This window comes from Kitasatospora sp. NPDC101108, from assembly GCF_055584725.1.
Genome location: NZ_JBVJLM010000008.1, coordinates 64204 through 85515 on the forward strand (window position 1 = coordinate 64204; position 21312 = coordinate 85515).

The window sequence follows — 21312 nt, forward strand, 5'->3', positions numbered from 1 at the left end:
TACGATCGTCACCCGAAAGCGCTGCCCAGCTGTCTCCCGGCAGCGTAACGTGCGGTTAGCGTGTGCGCCCGGAAGCCGGACATCCCGGCCGACCGCGACGGCCGGGCGCGGAGCGTAGGAAAGCTGACGGAGGGCCGGAGATTCCCGTGACGGACAACCAGACCGTGCAGGCTTACACCGAGGCGTGGACGCAGAGCATCGAGTCCATATCGGAGCTGGTCGCCCCTCTCCCCGAAGGCGCCTGGAACCGGGCCACCGAGTGCCCCGGCTGGTCGGTCCGGGACGTCGTCTCGCACGTGATCGCGGTCGAGTCCGAGCTGCTCGGCGACCCGCGCCCGATCCACTCGCTGCCGCGTGACCTTCGCCACGTGACCACCGACTTCGCCCGCTACATCGAGCTGCCGGTCGACAAGCGCCGCTGCCACACCGCGCTGGAGATGACCAGCGAGCTGGAGTACACGATCATCCGCCGCTCCCGCGCGCTGCGGAACGCCAAGCAGACGCCGGGCGAGCTGGTCCGCTGGCCGGCCGGGCCGCTGGCCGGGGACGTCCCGTACCACGAGCTGCTGCGGATGCGGGCCTTCGACGTCTGGGTGCACGAGCAGGACCTGCGCCGGGCCCTGGACACCCCCGGCAACCTGGACGCCCCCGGCGCGCTGGTCGCCCGGGACTTCCTGCTGGAGCGGCTGCCCAAGGCCGTCGCCCACACCGCCGGCGCGCCGGCCGGGACGGCGCTGGTCGTCGACGTGACCGGTCCGGTGGAGTTCCTGCGCACCGTGCGGGTGGACTCCGCCGGGCGCGGCATCGTGGACGAGTCGATCAGCCTGGCCCCCGACGTCCAGCTCACCATGGACTGGGAGACGTACGTCCGGCTCGCCTGCGGCCGGGGCCGGCCCGGGCCGGTGACCGTCGAGGGGGACAAGGAACTGGCCGAGCGGGTGCTGGCCAACTTCTCCGTCACCATCTGAGCTTCATCGGCGCGCGCCACCCGGCGTACACGCACGACCGTGCGCCGGGTCGGCACCACTCGTGCATCCATGCGTCATCCATGCGTCATCCATGGGACGGCCTCGCAGATGGCCGGGTTCATGCAGGAGTACAGGCGCTGATGCCGCCGCCGCTGTGCGCGGGTTCCACTCGCTCATGGCCTCCGCCGACCCTCGCTCGAAGCGAGGGTCAGCGCGTTTCCGCAGATCGGAAACGCTACGCCTGCGAGGCCACAACCCTCCGCCGCAGCCGGAGGATCATCAGCGTCCCCACCGCCAGCGGCACGTACTGCCAGCAGAACGCCCAGCGGAAGGCCGTCGCCGAGTACGCCTCGGCGCCGGCCGGGGAGAGGGCGTCGAGCAGCACGCCGATCCCGAAGAGGGTGATCATCGTGCCGATGAAGCCGCCCATGTTGACGATCCCGGAGGCGGTGCCGAGCCGCTCGGCCGGGTTGCGGGTGCGGGCGTAGTCCAGGCCGACGAGTGAGGCCGGGCCGTTGCTGCCCATGACCAGGATGATCCCGACCAGCAGCCACATCGGGGGGTGGCCGCCGGGCCAGGCCAGGACCAGGGCCCAGCCGAGCCCGGTGGTGGTGATGACGGTGAGCACGATCGGCATCCGGGCCCGTGCCGAGCGGGAGAGCAGCCGGCCGAAGAGGAAGCCGAAGCTCATGTTGGAGAGCACCAGCAGGGTCAGCAGTCCGCCCGCCTCGCCCCGGGACATGCCCTGGGCCTCGACCAGGTAGGGCATGCCCCAGAGCAGGCCGAAGGCGTTGCCGGGGAACTGGGTGGTGAAGTGGACCCACAGCCCGAGCCGGGTGCCCGGCTCCCGCCAGCAGTCCAGGACCTGCCGCCGGATCCTCGGGCGGGCGGTCGGCGGGTCGACCGGTCGGACGGCCACCGCCGGGGCGTCCCTGAGGAACAGCGCGACCAGCGCGAACACCGCGACGCCGAGCAGCGCGATCGCGGTGAACGTGGGCGTCCAGCCCTCGTCGTGCAGCGCCTGGGCGAGCACCACGGTGGTGACCAGGTTGCCGCCCATCCCGGCCAGGCCGGTCAGCTGGGCGACGAACGGGTTCTTCGCCGCCGGGAACCACCGGGCGGCGATCCGCAGCACGCTGATGAAGGTCATCGCGTCGCCGCAGCCGAGCACCGCCCGGGACGCCAGGGCCGGGACGAAGGAGGAACTGAAGGCGAAGGCCAGCTGACCGGTGCTCAGCAGCAGGATGCCGAGCAGCAGGACCCGGCGCGGTCCGAACCGGTCGACCAGCAGACCGACCGGGACCTGCATAGCCGCGTAGACCAGCACCTGGAGGATCGAGAAGGTGGACAGCGCGGAGGCGCCGATGCCGAAGCGCTCGGCGGCGTCCAGTCCGGCGACCCCGAGGCTGGTGCGGTGGATGACGGCCAGGACGTAGACGCTGACGCCGATGCACCAGGCCAGCCAGGCCGCACGGCCACCGGGCGGCACGGGGTGAACGACGGGGACGGCCGGGGCCTCGGCGGTGGCTCGGGGAGCGGGTACGGACAGGGACGGGGCTGGACCAGCTGGCTCCACGGTCATAGTTCGTCCAGATTAGTCATCCCATGATGGGACGCCCAGCCCGGGGTGAGGGCGGACCGCTCAGCCGGTGACCGTCCAGGACACCGACCTGGTCATGTAGCGGTCCCGGAAGGCCTCGTCCCGCACCCAGTCCGTGGTGTCCCGGACGGTCGCGGTGACGGTCGCGGTCCGGCCCGGGGCCAGGTTGAGCTTCGCGGTGTCCAGCGAGCCGCCGTCCACGGCCTGCGGGGCCACCGGGGCGCCGTCGACCTTCCAGTCCACCTTCAGCTGCCGGGAGCCGGTCAGCGGCAGCGGCCGGACGTCCAGCCGGGGCAGCCCGCTGACCTCGCCGGGCGGCGGGGAGGGGGTGTCGGTCGGCCGGACCCTGCGGTACAGCTCCTCGATGATCGCCTCGCGGGAGGGCAGGTTGTAGGCACTGCCCAGGGTGCGCATCACCGAGTCGGGGGTGGGCCGGTAGAGGCCGTTGGCGCTGCGGTACGCCCCGACGGTGCCGGCGCCGTCCGGGGAGACCGCGCCCAGCCAGCGCCACCACTTGGTCTGCTTCTTCTTCATGTCGTCGGCGTTGAGGGAGGAGAGGTTCGGGTAGTCCGCGTCGTCGGGGGCGCTGTCGTACTCGTCGCCGAGGTCCCCCACGGTGTGCCCGATCTCGTGCTGGATGATCCGTCCGGCGTCCGGGCTGCCCCCGGCCAGGGTGGTCACCCCGGTGCCCCCGGCGCCGCCGTACTCGGTCGAGTTGGCCAGCGCGATCAGGTACTGCGGCCCGGCGCCGTCCCCGGCGTAGCGGGCGGTGGCGGCCTCGTCGGCGCAGAGCAGCCGGGCGGTCCCCTCGCACCAGAAGTGCATGCCCAGCGGGGTGGCCGGATTCCGGCCGCGGCTCTCGGTCTCGGCTATCCCGGAGACCGGGGAGACCACCTCGACCCTCCGTATGTTGAAGAACCCCTGGTAGGTGCGGAACGGTTCGATGTCCATCAGGGCGTGCCAGGCCTTGTCGGCCTGTTGGCGGAACAGTTCCTGTTCGTCCGAGGTGTAGCCGTCGCCGAGCAGGACCAGGGTGATCCGGTTGGACGGGTCCCCGGTCCGGCGTATGTCGAAGGTCGGGGCGGCCGCGGGTATCCGTTGGTCGGCGCGGAGCGCGGTGTGCGGGGGCACGGCCCGGTCGAGGGTGGCGCCCGGCCCGATCACGCCGAACGGCGAGGGGCCGACCAGTTCCAGGGCGGCGGGGAGTACTGCGGTGGACACCAGTACGAGGGCGGCCAGACTCCGGACGAGACGGCCAGGGTTGCCAGCAGGCATACGGGTGCGTCCTCGGGGCTCCGGTCACCCGGTGTCGCCCGGGTGGTGGAGCGGAGACGTACCCGGACCGGCGTGTCGCCCCCACCGGCGGACGAAAAAGTCACCGACCTGGCCGAACGATCAGCATCGTCCCGGTCATACCAACCAATTCCGTCGATCAGTGCCTGGGACGCTTCCCCAGGTCCAGCAGGAGGTGGGTGCCGAGCCCGAAGAGCAGCCCCCAGAAGGCCGAGCCGATGCCGAACAGGCTCATCCCCGAGGCACTCGCCAGGAAGGTCACCACCGCCGCGTCCCGCCCGCGCTCCTCGACGACCGCCGCCGCCAGGCTGCCCTGCAGCGAGGCCAGCAGCGCGACCCCGGCGATCACCGCGATCAGCTCCTTCGGCAGCCCGGTGAACAGGCTGACCAGCACCCCGCCGAAGCTGCCCACCAGCACGTACCCGGCGCCCGAGGACATCCCCGCGACGTACCGGCGGCGCGGGTCCGGATGGGCCTCCGGGCCCGAACAGATCGCCGCGGTGATCGCCGCCAGGTTCACCCCCGGCGAGCCGAACGGCGCCATCAGCAGCGACATCAGGCCGGTGGAGCCGATCAGCAGCCGGTCGTCGGCCCGGTAGCCGAAGGCCCGCATCACCCCGAGGCCAGGGGCGTTCTGCGAGGCCAGCACGACGATGGTGAGCGGCAGCGTCAGCCCCACCACGGCGGACCAGGAGAAGGCCGGCACCGTCAGCACCGGCACGGTCGGCCCGCCCGTGCCCAGGTGCAGCGGCAGTCCGACGGTGAGCGCCGCCAGCACCCCGCCGACCAGCAGCGCGACCGGGACGGCGTACCGCGGTGCGAACCGCTTGGCCAGCAGGAAGGCCACGAAGCTGCCCACCACGAGCACCGGCGCGCTGTGCACCGCGCCGAAGATCCCGGCGCCGAAGGAGAACAGGATGCCCGCGAGCATCGCGTTCACGATTCCCACCGGCACGGCGGCGATCAGCCGGCCGAACCATCCGGTCACCCCGAACAGCGTCACCACCGCCGCGCTCACCAGGTACGCCCCGACCGCCTCCCGGTACGGGTAGCCGCCCAGGCTGGTCACCAGCAGCGCCGCTCCCGGGGTGGACCAGGCGGTCACCACCGGCGTTCTGGTCCACCAGCTGAGCGCGAAGCCGCTCACCCCGCTGCCGATCGCCACCGCCCAGATCCAGGACGCGGTGTGCGCCGGGTCCAGCCGCCCCGCGGCGGCCGCCGCGAGCACCACCACCAGCGGACCGGAGAAGGACACCGCGACGCAGACCAGCCCGGCCAACAGCGCCGGCGCCGACACGTCCCGCCGCAGCGACCGGCGTTCCTCACCCTCGACCGTCGCCCTCTGCGGTCGGACCGTCAGCTCATCCGTCATTCCGGCAGTATCCCGGAGCCCGGCCGAGGACTCCCGAAAAAAACTTTTCGATCCACCTGCAACCCCCGGCGGGGATGGACGTCTGTCAGGGTGAAGGCACGGAGAGCGAGACCGGCGGAGCCGGGGGGCGCTTCCGCTCACGAGGAGCGCGGCCGGTCGTCTTCACCAACACACCGTCACCACCATGACTTTGGGGAGTCACGTCATGCGCACGTCCGTTATCACCCGTTTCGCGAAGAACGACCGCGCCCTCTCCGGCCGCCGCCGCATCGCCGCCCTCGCCGCCACCGCCGTCCTCGCGGGCGGAGTCCAGGTCCTCGCGATGAGCGACACCGCCTGGTCCGCCGAGCCCGTCGCGGCCCCGACCGCCGCGGTCGCGCACCACGGCCACGTCGAGATCGGGTTCTTCATGACGAAGTCGCTGAGCATCACCGCCGGTGGCCCGAAGGTCGAGGTGCCGGTCGAGGTCGCGAACTTCACCGGAGCGCCCTACCAGCAGGTGAAGGCCGCCATCGCCTTCCGCGGTGTCGTGGGGAACGGCCCTCTCGACGACAGCATGCTGACCATCGAGGCCCGCACGCCCCAGGGCGGGTGGCAGCCGGTCGAGCTCGGCTCCTCCTCCGACGGGTTCTACGGCGGTGAGACCGGGTTCGGCGAGCGGTTGGACAACGGCCGGGCCACCCACTTCACCTTCCGGGTCGGGCTCTCCGCCAAGGCCTCGCCGAAGCTCACCCGCCTCCAGGTCACCGTCTCCAGCACGGCCGACAACGCGGGCGGAGCGGACGCGACCAGGGAGATGACCGTGACCCACGCGGCGTCCGCCCCGAAGGCCAGCGCCAAGCCGGTGCACGCCAAGCCCGCGCCCGCCAAGGCGGCCGTGGCCGCACCCGCCGCCGACCGGACCGCGAAGGCCGACGCCGGGCAGGCCGACACCCCCGCCCCCGCCACCGCCGCCCCGGCCGGCACCGCCGAGCTCGCGCACACCGGCGCCTCCGGGGTCGACACCTTCCTCGCCACCTCGGCCGCCGCCCTGCTCGCTCTCGGCGCCGGCGTCCTGCTGGCCGTCCGCCGCCTCCGCCGCCAGCGGTAGCCGCCGGCACCGGACGGGAGCGCCGGCCGACGGCCGGGAACGACGGAAGGGGCCCTGTTCCGCACGACGGTGCGGAACAGGGCCCCTTCGTCGACTCCGGTGAGCCGTCAGCCCCAGGTGATCAGGCGCTTGGGGAACTCCAGCAGGCCGGCGATGTCGGCCAGCACCTTGGAGCCCAACTCCCCGTCCACCAGCCGGTGGTCGAAGGAGAGCGCCAGCGTGGTCACCTGGCGCGGGACCACCTTGCCCTTGTGCACCCACGGCAGTTCCCGGACCGCGCCGAAGGCCAGGATGGCCGCCTCGCCCGGGTTCAGGATCGGGGTGCCGGTGTCGACGCCGAAGACGCCGACGTTGGTGATGGTGACGGTGCCGCCCTGCATGTCGGTCGGCGAGGTCTTGCCCTGGCGTGCGGTCTCGACCAGCTCGCCGAGCGAAGTGGCCAGGCCCGCGAGGGTCTTGGACCCGGCGTCCTTGATGTTCGGGACGATCAGGCCGCGCGGGGTGGCCGCGGCGATGCCGAGGTTCACCTGGCCCTTGACCACGATCTCCTGGGCCGCCTCGTCCCACTGGGCGTTGATCTCGGGGTGCCGCTTGATCGCCACCAGCAGCGCCTTGGCGACCAGCAGCAGCGGGCTGACTCTGACGTCCCGGCCCAGTTCGCCGCTCTCCTTGAGCTTGCGGACGAACTTCATCGTGCGGGTCACGTCGACCTGGACGAACTCGGTGACGTGCGGGGCGGTGAAGGCCGAGGCCACCATCGCCTGCGCGGTCGCCTTCCGGACGCCCTTGATCGGCACCCGGACGTCGCCCGAGCCGGACACCGGCACCGGGGCCACGACGGCTTCGGCCGCCTCGACCACGACCGGCTCGACGGCCGGGGCCGCCGGAGCGGACCGGGCCGCGGCGTGGGCGTGCACGTCCTCGCGGGTGATCACGCCGTCCCGACCGGTCGGGGTGACGGCCCGCAGGTCGATGCCGAGGTCCTTGGCCAGCTTGCGCACCGGCGGCTTGGCCAACGGCCGCTCACCGGCCGGGGCTTCGGCCACCGGGGCGGGCGCCGCCGGGGCCGGGGCGACCGGAGCCGCGGGCGCGACCGGGGCCGGCTGCGGCGCGGCGGCCTTCGCCGTGGTCGTGGTCGTCCGCCGGGCCCGGCGCTGGGCGGTGCCGGTGCGCGGGCCGTAGCCCACCAGCACCTCCCGGCGCTCCGGCTCGGCCTCAGCGGCCGGAGCCGCGGCAGCGGCGACGGGTGCCGGCGCGGGAACGGCGGCCGGAGCGGCCCCCGCCTCCCCGGCCACCGCGACCGAGATGATCACGGTGCCGACGTCGACCGTCGCGCCCTCGGGGAAGAAGAGCTGCTCGACGACCCCGTTGAACGGGATCGGCAGCTCCACCGCCGCCTTGGCGGTCTCCACCTCGCACACGACCTGCCCGTCGGTGACGGTGTCACCGGGCTTGACGTACCAGCTGAGGATCTCGGCCTCGGTGAGGCCCTCGCCCACGTCGGGCATCTTGAACTCGCGGAGCGAGCGAACTTCGGTGGTCATCTACGCTCCCCGGGATCAGTACGCGAGCGCGCGGTCGACGGCGTCGAGCACGCGGTCCAGGTCGGGGAGGAATGCCTCCTCGACGCGGGACGGCGGGTACGGGGCGTAGTAGCCGCCGACCCGCAGGACCGGTGCCTCCAGGTGGTAGAAGCACCGCTCCGTGAGCCGGGCGGCCAGCTCGGCGCCCATGCCCAGGAAGACCGGCGCCTCGTGCACCACGACGGCGCGGCCGGTGCGCTTGACCGACTCCTCCAGCGTGGTGAAGTCCACCGGGGAGAGCGAACGCAGGTCGACGACCTCCAGTCGGCGGCCGTCCTCCTCCGCGGCCGCGGCGGCCTCCAGGCAGACCTTGACCATCGGGCCGTACGCGATCAGCGTGGCGTCGGTGCCGGGGCGGACGATCCGGGCGTCGTGCAGCGTCAGGTCGGCGGCGGCGCCGACCTCGCCCTTGTCCCAGTAGCGCCGCTTGGGCTCCAGGAAGATGACCGGGTCGTCGGACTCGATGGCCTGGCGCAGCATCCAGTGCGCGTCGTGCGCGCTGGACGGGGTGACCACCCGCAGACCGGCGGTGTGGGCGAAGTACGCCTCGTGCGACTCACTGTGGTGCTCGACCGCGCCGATTCCACCCGCGTAGGGGATGCGCACGGTGACCGGCATCTTGACGTGGCCCAGCGCACGGGCGTGCATCTTGGCCAGCTGGGAGACGATCTGGTCGAAGGCGGGGTAGACGAAACCGTCGAACTGGATCTCCACCACCGGGCGGTAGCCGCGCAGCGCGAGGCCGATCGCGGTGCCCATGATGCCGGACTCGGCCAGCGGGCTGTCGATCACCCGGTCCTCACCGAAGTCCTTCTGCAGGCCGTCGGTGATCCGGAAGACGCCGCCGAGCTTGCCGATGTCCTCGCCCATCAGGACGGTCTTCGGGTCGTTCTCCAGCGACTTGCGCAGCGCGTCGTTGAGCGCCTTGGCGATGCTCAGCTGACCGGCCATCAGTGGTTCTCCCCCGCCTCGAAGGAGGCCGCGTACTCGACGTACCCGGCCCGTTCCTCATCGACCAGCGCGTGCGGCTCGCTGTACACGTGGTCGAAGATCAGCGTCGGGTCCGGGTCCGGCATGCTGCGCACGCCCTCGCGCACCCGGAGCCCCAGCTGCTCGCTCTCCGCGTCGACGGCGGCGAAGAACTCCTCGTCCGCCAGGCCCTCCTTCTCCAGGAGGGTGCGCAGCCGCAGGATCGGGTCCTTGGCCTTCCAGGCCTCGGTCTCCTCGGCGAGCCGGTAGCGGGTCGGGTCGTCGGAGGTGGTGTGCGCGCCCATCCGGTAGGTGAAGGCCTCGATCAGCACCGGGCCGTTGCCGCTGCGGGCGTGGTCGAGCGCCCAGCGGGTGACCGCGAGGCAGGCCAGCACGTCGTTGCCGTCGACCCGGACGCCCGGGAAGCCGAAGCCGGAGGCGCGGCGGTACAGCGGGATCTTGGTCTGGGTCGTGGTGGGCTCGGAGATCGCCCACTGGTTGTTCTGGCAGAAGAACACCACCGGGGCGTTGTAGACCGAGGCGAAGGTGAAGGCCTCGTTGACGTCGCCCTGGCTGGAGGCGCCGTCGCCGAAGTACGCGATCACCGCGTCGTCGGCGCCGTCCTTGGTGATGCCCATCGCGTAGCCGGTGGCGTGCAGGGTCTGCGCGCCGATCACGATGGTGTACAGGTGGAAGTTCTTCTCGTTCGGGTCCCAGCCGCCGTGGTTCACGCCGCGGAACATGCCGAGCAGGTTCAGCGGGTCGACGTCGCGGCACCAGGCCACGCCGTGCTCGCGGTAGGTCGGGAAGGCGTAGTCGCCGGTGCGCATGGCGCGGCCGGAGCCGACCTGGGCGGCCTCCTGGCCGAGCAGCGAGGCCCACAGGCCCAGCTCGCCCTGGCGCTGGAGGGCGGTCGCCTCGCCGTCGAACCGGCGCACCAGCACCAGGTCGCGGTAGAGCGAGCGCAGTTCCTCCGGAGTGGTGGTCAGGGGGTAGTCCGGGTGCTCGACCCGCTCGCCTTCCGGCGTGAGCAGCTGTACGAGCTCCGGCTGGGCGTCCGTCCCCGTGGCGCGGAGGGTGTCAGGTACAGCGGGGGCCGCCTTCTTGCGAGCCCTCGCCGTGCTTTTGACGGTCACGTTCACTCCTCGGTCTGTCCGGCCGCCCGGGGTCGCCGGTGACCGGTCCGGTCACCGCCTCGCGGGGCGCGCGTGGGTGTGCGCACCTACTGCGTGGCAGGTGGTGATCCTGTTCCGACGGCGTCCCTCACGAGAACGTTACCCAGCGTCCGCCCTTGGCGCGCTTGCGCTAGGACGTCCTACTTGTTCAGGGTCTACAACCCCGAGGGTGCCGCGCCCGGCTCGCCGTCGGAAGGGTGGGGGTGACGGTCGGCGTGACGCAGCTCTCAATTCGAGCGCCTTCAGGACACCAGCGCACGTTATCCGGGCGGAAGCCCGTACGTAAGGGGGTTCTCGGTATCGGTTTCGGCGACCGCGGCCGGATCACGCCATGACGCCACTGCGGACGATAGGCCTTGTGTACGGTGATATGGGAGGCTTTGGGCGTGACTGATAACGGACAAATCAGGGTGTTCCTACTCGATGACCACGAGGTCGTCCGCCGGGGCGTGCACGATCTGCTCTCGGTCGAGGACGACATCGAGATCGTCGGCGAGGCCGGCACGGCCGCCGAGGCGCTCACCCGGATTCCCGCGGTCCACCCCGACGTCGCGGTGCTCGACGTCCGGCTGCCGGACGGCAACGGGGTCGAGGTCTGCCGGGAGATCCGCTCCCGGCTGCCGGAGATCAAGTGCCTGATGCTGACCTCGTTCTCGGACGACGAGGCCCTGTTCGACTCGATCATGGCGGGCGCCTCCGGCTACGTCCTGAAGGCGATCCGCGGCACCGACCTGATCACCGCCGTCCGGGACGTCGCGGCCGGCCGCTCGCTGCTCGACCCGGTCGCCACCAGCCGGGTCCTCGCCCGGCTGCGCGACGGCGAGAAGGAGGACGAACGGCTGGCCCAGCTCACCAAGCAGGAGCGGCGGATCCTCGACCTGATCGGCGAGGGGATGACCAACCGTCAGATCGGCAACGAGCTGCACCTCGCCGAGAAGACGGTGAAGAACTACGTCTCCAGCCTGCTCGCCAAGATGGGCATGGAGCGACGCACCCAGGCGGCGGCGTACGTGGCGCGACACCGGGCCGACCACCAGTACTGACCTGAGCGCTGCCACACTCCTGACGGTTTGTCAAGGGCCCCCACCAAGGGGCCATAACCTCTGCACGTGACTTTCAGCCAGACCCTCGCCTGCGCCCCGGCCCGCCCCGACCTCTCCGCCCCGCCGATAGGGACCCTCAGCCCACCCGTCCCGCGCAGCGCACTCGTCGAGGTCCTGGCCCGCTTCCGGGTGGGGCGCCCGCTGACCGCCGAACCGGTCGCCGAAGGCCTGCTCAACCGGGGCTACCGGGTCACCACCGAGGCCGGCGCGTACTTCCTGAAGTGCTACGTCGACGCCGCCACCGCCAGCCGCCCGAAGATCCTCGCCCACCACCGCGCCATGACCGACCTGAACGCCCTGGGACTGCCCGTGGCACCCCCGCTGGGCTGCGCCGGGCCCGGCGGGACGGTGGCGAGCCTGAACGGCCGGATGTTCGCGCTGTTCCCCTGGGTGGATGGCCGACACCGACACGGTACGGAGCTCGATCCGTCGCGGTGCGACGCGCTCGGCACGCTGCTCGGCCGGCTGCACGGCGCGCTCGACGACGTGTGCGCCCCCCTCGACCAGCCCGCCGGCTACCACAGCGCCGACCCCCTCGACAGCGCCGAACTGGCCCGCGAACTACGGCGCCGCGCCCGCGAGCACCGCCCGTACGACGACCTGGACGCCCTGGTCGAACAACGGCTCGGCGAACGGCTGGAGCTGCTCGCCGAACACGCCCACCGCCGGCCCGACCCGCTCGACGCCCCGCCCACCGGCTGGACCCACGGCGACTTCCACGGCCTCAACCTGCTGTACGACGAGGGCCCGGACGGCGAGTCGGTCGCCGCCGTGCTCGACTGGGACAAGCTCGGCCCGCAGCCGCGCGCCGAGGAGGCCGTCCGGGCCGCCACCCTGCTCTTCAACGACCGGACAACCGGCACCCTCGACCTGGTCCGGGTCCGCCGCTACTCCCAGGCCTACCGGGCCTCCGGCGCCGCCACCGCCGAGCACCTGGCCGCCGCCGTCCACCGGGTCTGGTGGGAACGGCTGAACGACTTCTGGATGCTGCAGTGGCGCTACCAGCGGGCCGACCACCGGGCCGACCCGCTGTTCCCCGCCTCGGCGGGGCAGTTGGCGTGGTGGTGCCAGGAGTACGAGCAGGTCCTGGACGCCTTCGCCAACTGATCCGTCAGGGGTTGACCGGCGGCGGCAGCGTGTTGCCACCGGCCGCGCCGCCGCTCCCGCCACCGGTCGGCTTCGTGCTCGGCTTCGGGCTGGTCGAGCTGCCGCCGTCACCGCCCGCCGACGCGGACGGCGTCGCGGTCGCCCCACCGGTCGCCGTCGCGGTCGAGGTCGCCGTGTGGGTCGCCGTCGGCGTCGGGACCTGGGTGTGCTTGCCCGTACCCGGCGACGGCGACATGTTGTTGCCGCCGCCCCCGCCGTTCCAGCCGTTCGACCCGCTGTCGGCCGGCTGCGTCGGCCGCCTGCTGCCGGGAAGGGTGGACGGCGGCTGGGGCGACTGCCCGTTCTGGGTGGGCGTGGTCGTCTCGTTGGTGCTGACCACCGGGGCGGGCGTCGGGGGCGTCGTGTGGTCCGTGGTGCCGCCACCGCCGCTGAGCGCGAAGGCGATCCCGGCCCCGGCCGCGACCAGCACGGCGATCCCGCCGGCCACCCAGCCCCACGGCCCGCGCCGACGGCCGCCGTCCCCGCCGTGGTCGTCCTCGCCGCCACCGCCGTACGGCCCGCCGGCGCCCTGGTACGGCGAGGGGCTGTGCTGGCCGCCCGCCGAGTACGGCAGGACGGAGGTCCGGTCGCCCGCCCCGACCGCGCCGAAGGCCTGGGTGGCCGCCGCCTGGTCCGGCCGGAGCACCTGGGTGGCCCCGGTGTCGCCGGGCATCCCGGTCGCGACACCGACCCAGTCGGCCCCGGCCGCGCCGTGCATCTCGCGCAGCGCGTGCTGCAGGTGGGCGCGGAACTCGTCGGCGTCCTGGAAGCGGTCGTCCGGGTTCTTGGCGAGCGAGCGCAGCACCAGCCCGTCCAGGCCGACCGGCACCCGGCTGTTGACCTGCGAGGGCGGCACCGGCGGGTCCTGGACGTGCTGGTAGACCACCGAGAGCGGGGTGTCGCCGGTGAACGGCGGGCGCAGCGTGAGCAGTTCGTAGAGCATGCAGCCGGCCGCGTACAGGTCGGAGCGGTGGTCGACCGGCTTGCCGAGGGCCTGCTCGGGCGACAGGTACTGCGGGGTGCCCATGACCATGCCGGTCTGGGTCATCGTGGTGGCCCCGCCGGTGAGCGCCCGGGCGATACCGAAGTCCATCACCTTGACCGCGCCGGTGGTGGTGATGCTCACGTTGGCGGGCTTGATGTCGCGGTGCACGATGCCGTTGCGGTGGCTGTAGGCCAGCGCCTCCAGCACCCCGGCGATGATGATCAGCGCCTGGTCGACCGGCGGCGCCTCCTCGTCCACCAGCAGCTCGCGGACGGTCCGGCCCTCGACCAGCTCCATCACGATGTACGGCGTGGACTCGTCCCCGACGTACTCCTCGCCGGTGTCGTAGACCGAGACGATCGCGTGGTGGTTCAGCGCCGCGACGGCGTGTGCCTCGCGGGTGAAGCGCAGCCGGGCGACGTCGTCCTGCGCCAGCTCGCCGCGCAGCAGCTTGATCGCGACGGTGCGGCCCAGCCGCACGTCCTCGGCGGCGAACACCTCGGCCATGCCGCCGCGGCCGAGCCGGTGGGTCAGCCGGTAGCGGCCGTCGCCGACCGTGCCCAGCGGCACTCCGCGGCCCGGCGTCTGCGGGCCGCCCGCCCCGCCGAACGGCGGCAGCGCGGAGGTCGCGGCTTCGCTGCCCGGCCCGGGGATCCTCGGCGTGCCGCCGGTCCGTCCGACCGCTCGGGCACCCGCCTCGTCGTCCGGCTGCTGCGTCTGTGCCATCGCTCCTCGCCCCGGGCGTTCGCTCGGATCGCGGTGCCCTGTCGCTTACGTATCCCCGAACGCTACCGCTTCCGGCGCGCACCCGTGACACGCGCGGAACGGCGGGAAACGGTCAGAGCAGACCGTTCCGGTCGGCCTGGGGACCCACCACGACGACCGCGGCGGGCCGCTCGGAGTGGAACTTTCCGTTGGTGTCCTTCTCCGCCTTGTTGACCACGATCGCGATGATGATGCCGGCCAGCACCAGCACGCCGACGATGATCGCGATCACCACGAAGGCCGTGGAGCACCCGCCGCCGTTGGGCTTCGGCTGCTGGTACGGCGGCATCGGCTGCGGACCCGGGGTGTGCATCGGCGGCCGCTGCCCGCCCTGCTGCGGGAACGGGTGCGGCGTGTGGGGGGCCTGCGGGCGCGGGGTCTGGTACGCGGGCGGCGGGGTCCGGTACTGCGGCTGCTGCTGCGGGAACGGGTGCGGCGTGTGGGGGGCCTGCGGGTGCGGCGTCTGGTACGCGGGCGGCGGGGTCCGGTACTGCGGCTGCTGCTGCCCGCCCTGCTGGAGGTACTGCGGGTGCGGGGTCTGCGGCGCCTGCGGACCGGCGTGCACCGAGCGCGGCCCCTCCTTGATCACCAGCGGGGAGCTGGCCTGCAGCGCGTGCCCGCCACCGCCGCCCTTCAGCTCCGCGATCAGCCGCTCCGCCTCGTCCCGCATCGCGGCCGCGCTCTGGAAGCGGTGCGCCGGGTCCTTGCGCAGCGCCTGCGCGACGTAGGCGTCCACGGCCGGGGTGACCGAGCGGTTGAGGCTGGAGGGGGCGGGCGGCTCCTCCTGGACGTGCTTGTAGGCGATCGAGAAGGCCGAGTCGCCGTCGAAGACCAGCTGGCCGGTGAGCATCTCGAAGAGCATCACGCCGACCGAGTACAGGTCAGAGCGGGCGTCCACCGGCTTGCCGAGGGCCTGCTCGGGCGACAGGTACTGCGGGGTGCCGACCACCATGCCGGTCTGGGTCATCGAGGTGACGCCGGATTCCAGCGCCCGGGCGATGCCGAAGTCCATGACCTTGACATTGCCCTTGCGGTCGAACATGACGTTGCCGGGCTTGATGTCGCGGTGCACCAGGCCCATGTCGTGCGAGGCCTCCAGAGCGTTCAGCACCCCGATGGTGACCTTCAGGGCCTCCTCGGTGGGCACCGCGCCGTACTGGGCGACCGCCTCGTTGATCGTCTCGCGCAGGCCCTTGCCGTCGATCAGCTGCATGACGATGTACGGCGTGCTGGAGCCGTCGGGGGCGACGTCCTCGCCGCTGTCGTACACCGTGACGATGTTGGGGTGCTCCAGCCGGGCCACGGCCTGGGCCTCGCGGCGGAACCGCTCCTTGAACGAGTCGTCCCGGCCCAGCTCGCTGTGCATGCTCTTCAGTGCGACCTGCCGGTCCAGCACGCTGTCGTACGCGAGGTGCACGGAGGCCATGCCGCCCTCGCCCAGCAGCCGCTGCAGCACATAGCGGCCGTTGCCCAGGGAGAAGCCCTCGACCGCGTTGCCGTGCTCGCTCATGGTCCTCTGCTCCCCCTCGGCGCGGTGGTGCTGCCGCAACCGTGACGTTCGGTCTCGTCCGTACGTGGTGGGCCCGGTCCGCTGGCCCGGCGATCCCCTGCCGCGGCGGCTCGACCGGCCTGCGACAGGGGTCAGGGTATCGGCTTGCGCCGACGGTGATCGGTCCAGGGCCGATCCTGGCCCCGGACCGCCGGCGCCGTCCTGCGGCGGTGCGGTCCGGGGCGGATCGTCGTGGTACGTCCGGACCCGGCGGCGGGCCCGGCGGACCTACAGGTACGGGCCGGAACGGATCCCGCGGCCCTGGCCCGGGTCCTCCTCGTCCGGCTCGCCGCCGTGCAGACCGGGCGGCAGTGCGCGCCGCATCTGCTCCAGCTGCGCCCGCGCGGCCATCTGCTGGGCGAACAGGGCGGTCTGGATGCCGTGGAACAGGCCCTCCAGCCAGCCCACCAGCTGGGCCTGGGCGATCCGCAGCTCGGCCTCGGTCGGGATGCTGTCCTCGGTGAACGGCAGCGAGAGCCGCTCCAGCTCGGCGACCAGCTCCGGGGCCAGCCCGAGCTCCAGTTCCTTGATCGAACTGGCGTGGATGTCCTTCAGCCGGGCCCGGCTGGCCTCGTCGAGAGGCGCCGCCCGGACCTCCTCCAGCAGCTGCTTGATCATGCTGCCGATGCGCATGACCTTGGCGGGCTGCTCGACCATCTCGGTCACCGGGAGCTCGCGGGGCATCTCCGCCTCGTCGTCCCCCTCCATCGTTGCGCCGGCGAACCCCTGGCCCACGGGCAGTCCGTCCGGTCCGACGACCAGCACCTTCTGGCCGTCCTGCGACTGCCCGCCGGCGGCCCGGAAGGACTCCTGCGACGAGCGCTCGTTCATCGGATTCGTCATGAACAACATTCTCTCTCACTGGGGTTGGTCGGGCGGAAGCCCCCGTTCGTCCCGCCGTCCTGCGCCACCCGTGACGACGGTACGCCGCCGTGGGCGGCCGCGGAATCCGTACGGGTACTCAGTTCCCGGGCCGCCCGGCCGCCCGCCCGGCGCGGGACCGGCCGCCACGGCGACGCGGGACCCGCACCGGGCGCGGTCCGACCGGCCCCGGAACCCGCACCGAATCTCCACGCCGCCCGTCGGCCGGGTGCCCGTCGGCCGGGTCCTCGGCGGGGCTCAGCCCTTCCGCAGCCGCACGCCGATCAGCCCCAGGCCGCAGCCGATCAGTCCCAGGCCCACGCCCAGCGGCAGCTGGACGGTGGAGGGGTCCTGCCAGTGGGCGGGGAGGACCGCAGGGACGGAGGCGGCTGCCACGGGCCGGCCGGAGGCCGCCGCACCGGCGCCCTGGTCGGCGGCGGGAGCCGCGGCGTCCACGTCGGAGTCCGGGCCCGGCTGGTCGGCCGAGCCGTCCTGGCCCTGCCCGGGCGACTGCTCGACGGCCTGGTCCTGGGCCTGGTCCGGCGCCTGACCGGGCGCTTGAACCGGTGCCTGGTCCGGCGCCTGCTCCACGGTCGCGTCCGGGCGTTCCGGCGCCGAGGAGGGCCGGTGGTGGTGCGCCCGCAGTCCGGAGAAGTCCGGGCGGGACCGGCCGGGCACCGCGTGCTGCGGCGGCGCCGCGTTGGGTGACGACCCGGAGGCCCAGCTCGGACCGGCCTGCTGGTCGGCGGTCCAGGCCGAGGAGTCCGGGCCCGAATAGTCCGAGCCCGAATAGTCCGGGCCCGAGGAATCCGGCCCGGAGGAGTCCGGGCCCCAGGAATCCGGCCCCGAGGAGTCCCGCACGGGGGAATCCGGCACGGGCGAGTCGGGAGCCGGGGAGTCCGCCACCGGGGCCGAGGCGCCCGGCGACGGCTCCGCCACCGCCGTGGTCACGGCGGCCAGCGGGAGCGCCAGTCCCAGCACGGCCGCGGCGAGCAGCCGGCTGGAACGGCGGGTACGACGGTGGTGCAGCGCGGTGGGCAGCGGCGCGGTGGGCAGCGGCCCGAGGACGTCGTGCGGAGTTGCGGCCACGGTCGGAGTCCTTCCGACGGCCGACCTCGCCCGGCGGCGGGATCGGCGGCGGGACAGCTCCGGACCAGCCTCACACAATCCGGCAATCGCGGCATTTCGGGCCCCCGCGCCGCACCGCTCAGACCGTCAGCACGACCTTCCCGACCTGCTCCCCCGACTCCAGCACCCGGTGCCCGGCGGCGGCGTCGGTCAGCGGCAGCACCCGGTCCACCACCGGCTTCACCACCCCGGACTCGACCAGCGGCCACACGTGCTCCCGCACCGCCGCCACGATCGCCGCCTTCTCCGCCAGCGGCCGCCCGCGCAGGTTGGTGGCGATCACCGCCGCCCGCTTGCGCAGCAGCGTGTTGAGGTCGAGTTCGCCCTTCACCCCGCCCTGCAGCCCGATGACCACCAGCCGCCCGTTGACCGCCAGCGCGTCCACGTTCCGCTGCAGGTACTTGGCGCCCATGATGTCCAGGATCACGTCCGCCCCGGCCCCGCCGGTGGCCTCCCGGAGCGCCTCGACGAAGTCCTGCTCCCGGTAGTCGATCACGATGTCCGCGCCCAGCTCGGTGCACCGGGCCAGCTTCTCCGGGCTCCCCGCCGTGACCGCCACCCGCGCGCCGACCGCCTTGGCCAGCTGGATCGCCATCGTGCCGATCCCGCTCGCGCCGCCGTGCAGCAGCACCGTCTCACCCGGCCGCAGGTGGGCCGTGAGGAAGACGTTGGACCACACCGTGCAGGCCACCTCCGGCAGCGCCGCGGCCTGCTCCGGGCCCATCCCCTTCGGCAGCGGCAGCAGCTGCCCGCTCGGCACCGCGACCCGCTGGGCGTAGCCGCCACCGGCCAGCAGCGCGCACACCTCGTCGCCGACGGCCCAGCCGGCCACTCCCGGCCCGAGGGCGACGATCCGCCCGGCGCACTCCAGCCCCGGGTAGGGCGAGGCGCCGGGCGGCGGGTTGTAGAAGCCCTGCCGCTGGAGCAGGTCGGCACGGTTGACGGCGGTGGCCGCCACCTCGACCAGGACCTCGCCCTCGCCGGGCACCGGATCGGGCACCTCGGCCCACACCAGTGCCTCGGGGCCGCCGGGTACGGGAATCGTCATCGCATGCATGCCCCGAACCTACTGCGCCGCACGGCGGTCCGGGCCCCAGGCCCCGCCCTGCGCCGTCGACTTGATGACGATCACCCGGTCGGTGAGCTGCAGCACCGCGGCCTCCGGCTCGTTGTAGTTGAGCACCCGCCGGCCCCGCACCACCGCGACCACCAGGTCCTCGCACTCGCGCGGTCGGTGCCCCGCCTCGGCCCGGGTGACCGGGCGTTCGACCACGTCCAGCCCGTTCCCGTACGTCAGCAGGTCCTCCATCACGGCCCCGGCGTGCGGGCTGAGCATCGAGAGGTGGCGACCAGGAGGGCGAGCGCCAGCAGCAGCCGCGAGCCGACCTGCCGCACCGCGGGCGCCGTACGCCGGGCGGGCAGCACGATCCCGGCGTCCGCCCACGGCTCCGTCCCCGGCGCCGAGATGCGGCGAAGACGGTTCACGGGGTGTCCACCAGCTCGACGGCCTCCCCGGCCGCCGCGCCGCCGGGCGGGAGCACCGCCATCGCCTCGGCCCGGGCGAGGCCGCGCAGCATCGCGGGCCCGTCGAAGGCGAGCGGCACGACCCCCTCGGGGGTGCGCCGCACCGGCTGGAGCCGGGTGTCCACCGGGTGCCCGGGCAGCGGGACGGCCGCGGGGGCGAGCGCGGGGCCGGCACCGACCCGGCCGCCGCGGGCGTGCAGCAGCGGCAGGGCGAGCGTGACCATCCCGGCGACGGCGGCCAACGGGTTGCCGGGCAGGCCCACCAGGTGGCGTCCGCCGGGGAGTTCGGCCAGCAGCATGGGGTGTCCGGGCCGGACGGCCACGCCGTCCACCAGCAGCCGGGCGCCGACCTCGGCGAGTGCCCGGTGCAGGAAGTCCACCGGTCCGGCGGCCGTCCCGCCGGTGGTGACCACGACGTCGGCGGTGGAGTGCCGCAGGGCGTCCCGCAGCAGCCCGAAGTCATCGCGGACACAGCGGACTTCGTCCACCTCCGCACCGGCCGCCCGCAGCCAGGGCGGCAACAGCGGGCCGAGCGCATCCCGGACCAGCCCCGGACCGGGGATCCCGCTGTCGAGCAACTCGTCGCCCAGCAGCAGCAGTTGGACCACCGGGCGGCGGCGCACCGCGAGCCGGTCGTGTCCGCAGGCGGCGGCCAGGCCGAGCACGGCCGGGCCGACCACCGTCCCGGCGGGCAGCAACTCCTCGCCCCTGCGGCACTCCTGGCCGCGCGGACGGACGTCCTGGCCGGTCGTCAGCTGCTGCGGGCCCCGGTCGTGCAGCAGCGCGCCCTCCGCAACGCCGTGCTCGCGGCGCAGTACGGCCGTGGCTCCGGGCGGCAGTTGGGCACCGGTGGCGATCTCCACCGCACTGCCGTCGGCCAGCGGCGCGACCGCGGTGCGGCCGGCCAGCACCCGCCCGGCGACCCGCCAGGGCCCGGGCCCGGCGACCGCCCAGCCGTCCATCGCGGAGGTGTCGAAGGCGGGCAGGTCGGTCAGCGCGCCGAGCGGCTCGGCGAGGACGTGCCCGAGCGCCCCGGCCAGCGGCAGCCCGACCACCGGCAGCGGGCGCAGCCCGGCCCGGCGCGCGGCCTCCCGGGCGTGCGACCAGCTCAGCACGCCGGGACGGCTGGACGGAACGGTCACGCCGGCCCGTCCGACCGTGCTCACGGCTCCTCCGGACCGTCAGCGGGCCTCCACCGCTCGGCGAGCGCGGTGGTCCGCCGGGACGCCTCGGCGACGGCCTCCGGTCCGCCTCCCTGCTGCGCGGCCGCGTAGCCGATCAGGAAGGCGGTCAGCGGCGCGGCGGGCCGGGCCACTCCGTGCGCGACCACCCGGGCCATGTCGAGCAGTCCCCGGACGTCCACGTCCAGGTCGATGCCCAGGTCGGCCTTGACCTCGGCGATCCAGTCTTCCAGCGTGCGCTCCATGCGCCCATGCTGCCCGATCAGCGGTTTCCCCGTGGTGTTCGCCCCGTGTGCGGCGCGCGTCGTCTCCCTCACGGCCCGGGGGCGGCCGCGGTGAGGTTCCCGCCCCGTTGCCCGGCCACCGCCGCCGTCCCCGCCCCGCGACGGCCGCGACACCTCGGGCGCGCCACCCGCCGGGGGCGCTCAGGACCGGTCGCGCTCCCTCGCCAGTTCCAGGTCCTCCCAGGTGTCGCAGTCGTACGCGACGTTGTCCGTGTCGGCCACCCGCAGCCGCGTCAGCCCGCCGACGAGGCGGCGCAGCGGCTGACCGGCCGGGTCGCCGAGGGCGGCCAGGGAGGCGCGCAGCGGGGCGGTGCGGTAGGCGGCGGTGAGCGGCTGGTCGCGTCCGCCCGCGTCGACCAGGACGGCGGCGTCCGCGCGCGGTCCGGCCCCGTCGAGGGCGGCTGCCAGCCGTTCCACCGTCCGCCGGTCGAGGAAGGGCAGGTCGGCGGCGAGCAGCAGCACGGTGTCCGCGGTGACCAGGTCGAGTCCGGCCGCGACGGCGGCGACCGGCCCGCCGCCGGGCGGCTGCTCCCTGGTCCACCGGACGCCCTCGCGGGCGGTCGGCCGGGCCGGGCCGACCACGACGGTGGTCCGGGCGCCCGCGCAGGCGGCGAGCACCCGGTCGAGCAGGGTGGTCTCCCCCACGGTCAGGCCGGGTTTGTCGGCCCCGCCGAGTCTCCGGGCCGCGCCGCCCGCCGGAACGATCACGTCGTACGGCGTCGTCATGCGGCCAGTA

18 protein-coding genes and 2 pseudogenes are annotated in these 21312 nt (G+C 73.8%); 4 read left to right on the forward strand and 16 right to left on the reverse strand.

Annotated elements, in window-relative coordinates:
- Positions 1–146: 146 nt before the first annotated feature.
- A complete protein-coding gene (locus tag ACZ6Z8_RS19140; RefSeq protein WP_465611233.1) occupies positions 147–968 on the forward strand; it encodes a maleylpyruvate isomerase family mycothiol-dependent enzyme in 822 nt (273 codons plus the stop codon).
- A gap of 235 nt (positions 969–1203) precedes the next feature.
- Here ACZ6Z8_RS19140 and ACZ6Z8_RS19145 read toward each other — a convergent pair whose 3' ends face one another.
- The 3 genes from ACZ6Z8_RS19145 to ACZ6Z8_RS19155 all read right to left on the reverse strand — a co-directional run bounded on the left by ACZ6Z8_RS19145 (position 1204) and on the right by ACZ6Z8_RS19155 (position 5233).
- Positions 1204–2457, reverse strand: coding sequence for an MFS transporter (locus ACZ6Z8_RS19145; protein ID WP_465611234.1), 1254 nt, complete (start codon positions 2455–2457; stop codon positions 1204–1206).
- Between the two features lie 153 nt (positions 2458–2610).
- A complete protein-coding gene (locus tag ACZ6Z8_RS19150; RefSeq protein WP_465611235.1) occupies positions 2611–3789 on the reverse strand; it encodes a M64 family metallopeptidase in 1179 nt (392 codons plus the stop codon).
- Between the two features lie 211 nt (positions 3790–4000).
- On the reverse strand, positions 4001–5233 hold the full coding sequence (locus ACZ6Z8_RS19155) for a benzoate/H(+) symporter BenE family transporter (RefSeq protein WP_465611236.1): 1233 nt from the start codon (positions 5231–5233) through the stop codon (positions 4001–4003).
- Between the two features lie 205 nt (positions 5234–5438).
- Between ACZ6Z8_RS19155 and ACZ6Z8_RS19160 the strand changes: the two genes are divergently transcribed.
- On the forward strand, positions 5439–6323 hold the full coding sequence (locus ACZ6Z8_RS19160; RefSeq protein ID WP_465611237.1) for a hypothetical protein: 885 nt from the start codon (positions 5439–5441) through the stop codon (positions 6321–6323).
- 107 nt (positions 6324–6430) lie between these two features.
- Here ACZ6Z8_RS19160 and ACZ6Z8_RS19165 read toward each other — a convergent pair whose 3' ends face one another.
- The 3 genes from ACZ6Z8_RS19165 to pdhA are packed head-to-tail and all read right to left on the reverse strand — an operon-like array spanning position 6431 to position 10011.
- Positions 6431–7867, reverse strand: a complete 1437-nt coding sequence (locus tag ACZ6Z8_RS19165) for a dihydrolipoamide acetyltransferase family protein (protein ID WP_465611238.1) — start codon at positions 7865–7867, stop codon at positions 6431–6433.
- Between the two features lie 15 nt (positions 7868–7882).
- A complete protein-coding gene (locus tag ACZ6Z8_RS19170) occupies positions 7883–8857 on the reverse strand; it encodes an alpha-ketoacid dehydrogenase subunit beta (RefSeq protein ID WP_465611239.1) in 975 nt (324 codons plus the stop codon).
- Complete coding sequence (gene pdhA / locus ACZ6Z8_RS19175) at positions 8857–10011, reverse strand: pyruvate dehydrogenase (acetyl-transferring) E1 component subunit alpha (RefSeq protein ID WP_380419898.1); 1155 nt, start codon at positions 10009–10011, stop codon at positions 8857–8859. Before pdhA ends, ACZ6Z8_RS19170 begins: the two co-directional genes overlap by 1 nt.
- 425 nt (positions 10012–10436) lie before the next feature.
- On the opposite strand from pdhA, the gene ACZ6Z8_RS19180 reads away from it, so the two are divergent.
- Together ACZ6Z8_RS19180 and ACZ6Z8_RS19185 are read left to right on the forward strand one after the other, a co-directional pair.
- Complete coding sequence (locus ACZ6Z8_RS19180; protein WP_465611240.1) at positions 10437–11093, forward strand: response regulator; 657 nt, start codon at positions 10437–10439, stop codon at positions 11091–11093.
- 66 nt (positions 11094–11159) lie between these two features.
- On the forward strand, positions 11160–12260 hold the full coding sequence (locus ACZ6Z8_RS19185; RefSeq protein ID WP_465611241.1) for a phosphotransferase: 1101 nt from the start codon (positions 11160–11162) through the stop codon (positions 12258–12260).
- Between the two features lie 4 nt (positions 12261–12264).
- Here the strand turns inward: ACZ6Z8_RS19185 and ACZ6Z8_RS19190 are convergent, their stop codons facing one another.
- The 10 genes and pseudogenes from ACZ6Z8_RS19190 to mobA form a co-directional block, all read right to left on the reverse strand.
- Positions 12265–14010: a protein kinase domain-containing protein gene (locus ACZ6Z8_RS19190; RefSeq protein WP_465611242.1), complete on the reverse strand. Its 1746-nt coding sequence runs from the start codon at positions 14008–14010 to the stop codon at positions 12265–12267.
- 112 nt (positions 14011–14122) lie between these two features.
- Positions 14123–15559: a protein kinase domain-containing protein gene (locus ACZ6Z8_RS19195; RefSeq protein WP_465611243.1), complete on the reverse strand. Its 1437-nt coding sequence runs from the start codon at positions 15557–15559 to the stop codon at positions 14123–14125.
- 267 nt (positions 15560–15826) lie between these two features.
- Positions 15827–16441, reverse strand: coding sequence for a bacterial proteasome activator family protein (locus tag ACZ6Z8_RS19200; RefSeq protein ID WP_465611244.1), 615 nt, complete (start codon positions 16439–16441; stop codon positions 15827–15829).
- A gap of 276 nt (positions 16442–16717) precedes the next feature.
- Positions 16718–17548: a hypothetical protein gene (locus ACZ6Z8_RS19205; RefSeq protein ID WP_465611245.1), complete on the reverse strand. Its 831-nt coding sequence runs from the start codon at positions 17546–17548 to the stop codon at positions 16718–16720.
- Between the two features lie 118 nt (positions 17549–17666).
- Positions 17667–18644: an NAD(P)H-quinone oxidoreductase gene (locus tag ACZ6Z8_RS19210; RefSeq protein ID WP_465611246.1), complete on the reverse strand. Its 978-nt coding sequence runs from the start codon at positions 18642–18644 to the stop codon at positions 17667–17669.
- Between the two features lie 9 nt (positions 18645–18653).
- Entirely contained in the window at positions 18654–18923 is a 270-nt protein-coding gene (locus ACZ6Z8_RS19215) for a hypothetical protein (protein ID WP_465611247.1), read from the reverse strand.
- On the reverse strand, positions 18896–19072 hold the full coding sequence (locus ACZ6Z8_RS19220; RefSeq protein WP_465611248.1) for a hypothetical protein: 177 nt from the start codon (positions 19070–19072) through the stop codon (positions 18896–18898). The genes ACZ6Z8_RS19215 and ACZ6Z8_RS19220 overlap by 28 nt, the downstream gene beginning before the upstream one ends.
- Entirely contained in the window at positions 19069–20277 is a 1209-nt protein-coding gene (locus tag ACZ6Z8_RS19225) for a molybdopterin molybdotransferase MoeA (RefSeq protein ID WP_465611249.1), read from the reverse strand. The genes ACZ6Z8_RS19220 and ACZ6Z8_RS19225 overlap by 4 nt, the downstream gene beginning before the upstream one ends.
- Positions 20274–20555: pseudogene (locus ACZ6Z8_RS19230) on the reverse strand (DUF6457 domain-containing protein); the annotation flags it as partial. The gene ACZ6Z8_RS19225 and the pseudogene ACZ6Z8_RS19230, both read right to left, overlap by 4 nt.
- A 168-nt stretch (positions 20556–20723) precedes the next feature.
- A pseudogene (mobA, locus tag ACZ6Z8_RS19235) lies at positions 20724–21302 on the reverse strand (molybdenum cofactor guanylyltransferase); the annotation flags it as partial.
- Between the last annotated feature and the right edge of the window lie 10 nt (positions 21303–21312).

Bases quoted from the DNA above. Each gene is read 5' to 3' on its own strand.
- ACZ6Z8_RS19155 (WP_465611236.1), bottom strand. From the start codon at position 5,233: ATGACGGATGAGCTGACGGTCCGACCGCAGAGGGCGACGGTCGAGGGT.
- ACZ6Z8_RS19160 (WP_465611237.1), top strand. From the start codon at position 5,439: ATGCGCACGTCCGTTATCACCCGTTTCGCGAAGAACGACCGCGCCCTC.
- ACZ6Z8_RS19165 (WP_465611238.1), bottom strand. From the start codon at position 7,867: ATGACCACCGAAGTTCGCTCGCTCCGCGAGTTCAAGATGCCCGACGTG.
- ACZ6Z8_RS19170 (WP_465611239.1), bottom strand. From the start codon at position 8,857: ATGGCCGGTCAGCTGAGCATCGCCAAGGCGCTCAACGACGCGCTGCGC.
- ACZ6Z8_RS19190 (WP_465611242.1), bottom strand. From the start codon at position 14,010: ATGGCACAGACGCAGCAGCCGGACGACGAGGCGGGTGCCCGAGCGGTC.
- ACZ6Z8_RS19195 (WP_465611243.1), bottom strand. From the start codon at position 15,559: ATGAGCGAGCACGGCAACGCGGTCGAGGGCTTCTCCCTGGGCAACGGC.
- ACZ6Z8_RS19200 (WP_465611244.1), bottom strand. From the start codon at position 16,441: ATGACGAATCCGATGAACGAGCGCTCGTCGCAGGAGTCCTTCCGGGCC.
- ACZ6Z8_RS19210 (WP_465611246.1), bottom strand. From the start codon at position 18,644: ATGCATGCGATGACGATTCCCGTACCCGGCGGCCCCGAGGCACTGGTG.
- ACZ6Z8_RS19215 (WP_465611247.1), bottom strand. From the start codon at position 18,923: ATGCTCAGCCCGCACGCCGGGGCCGTGATGGAGGACCTGCTGACGTAC.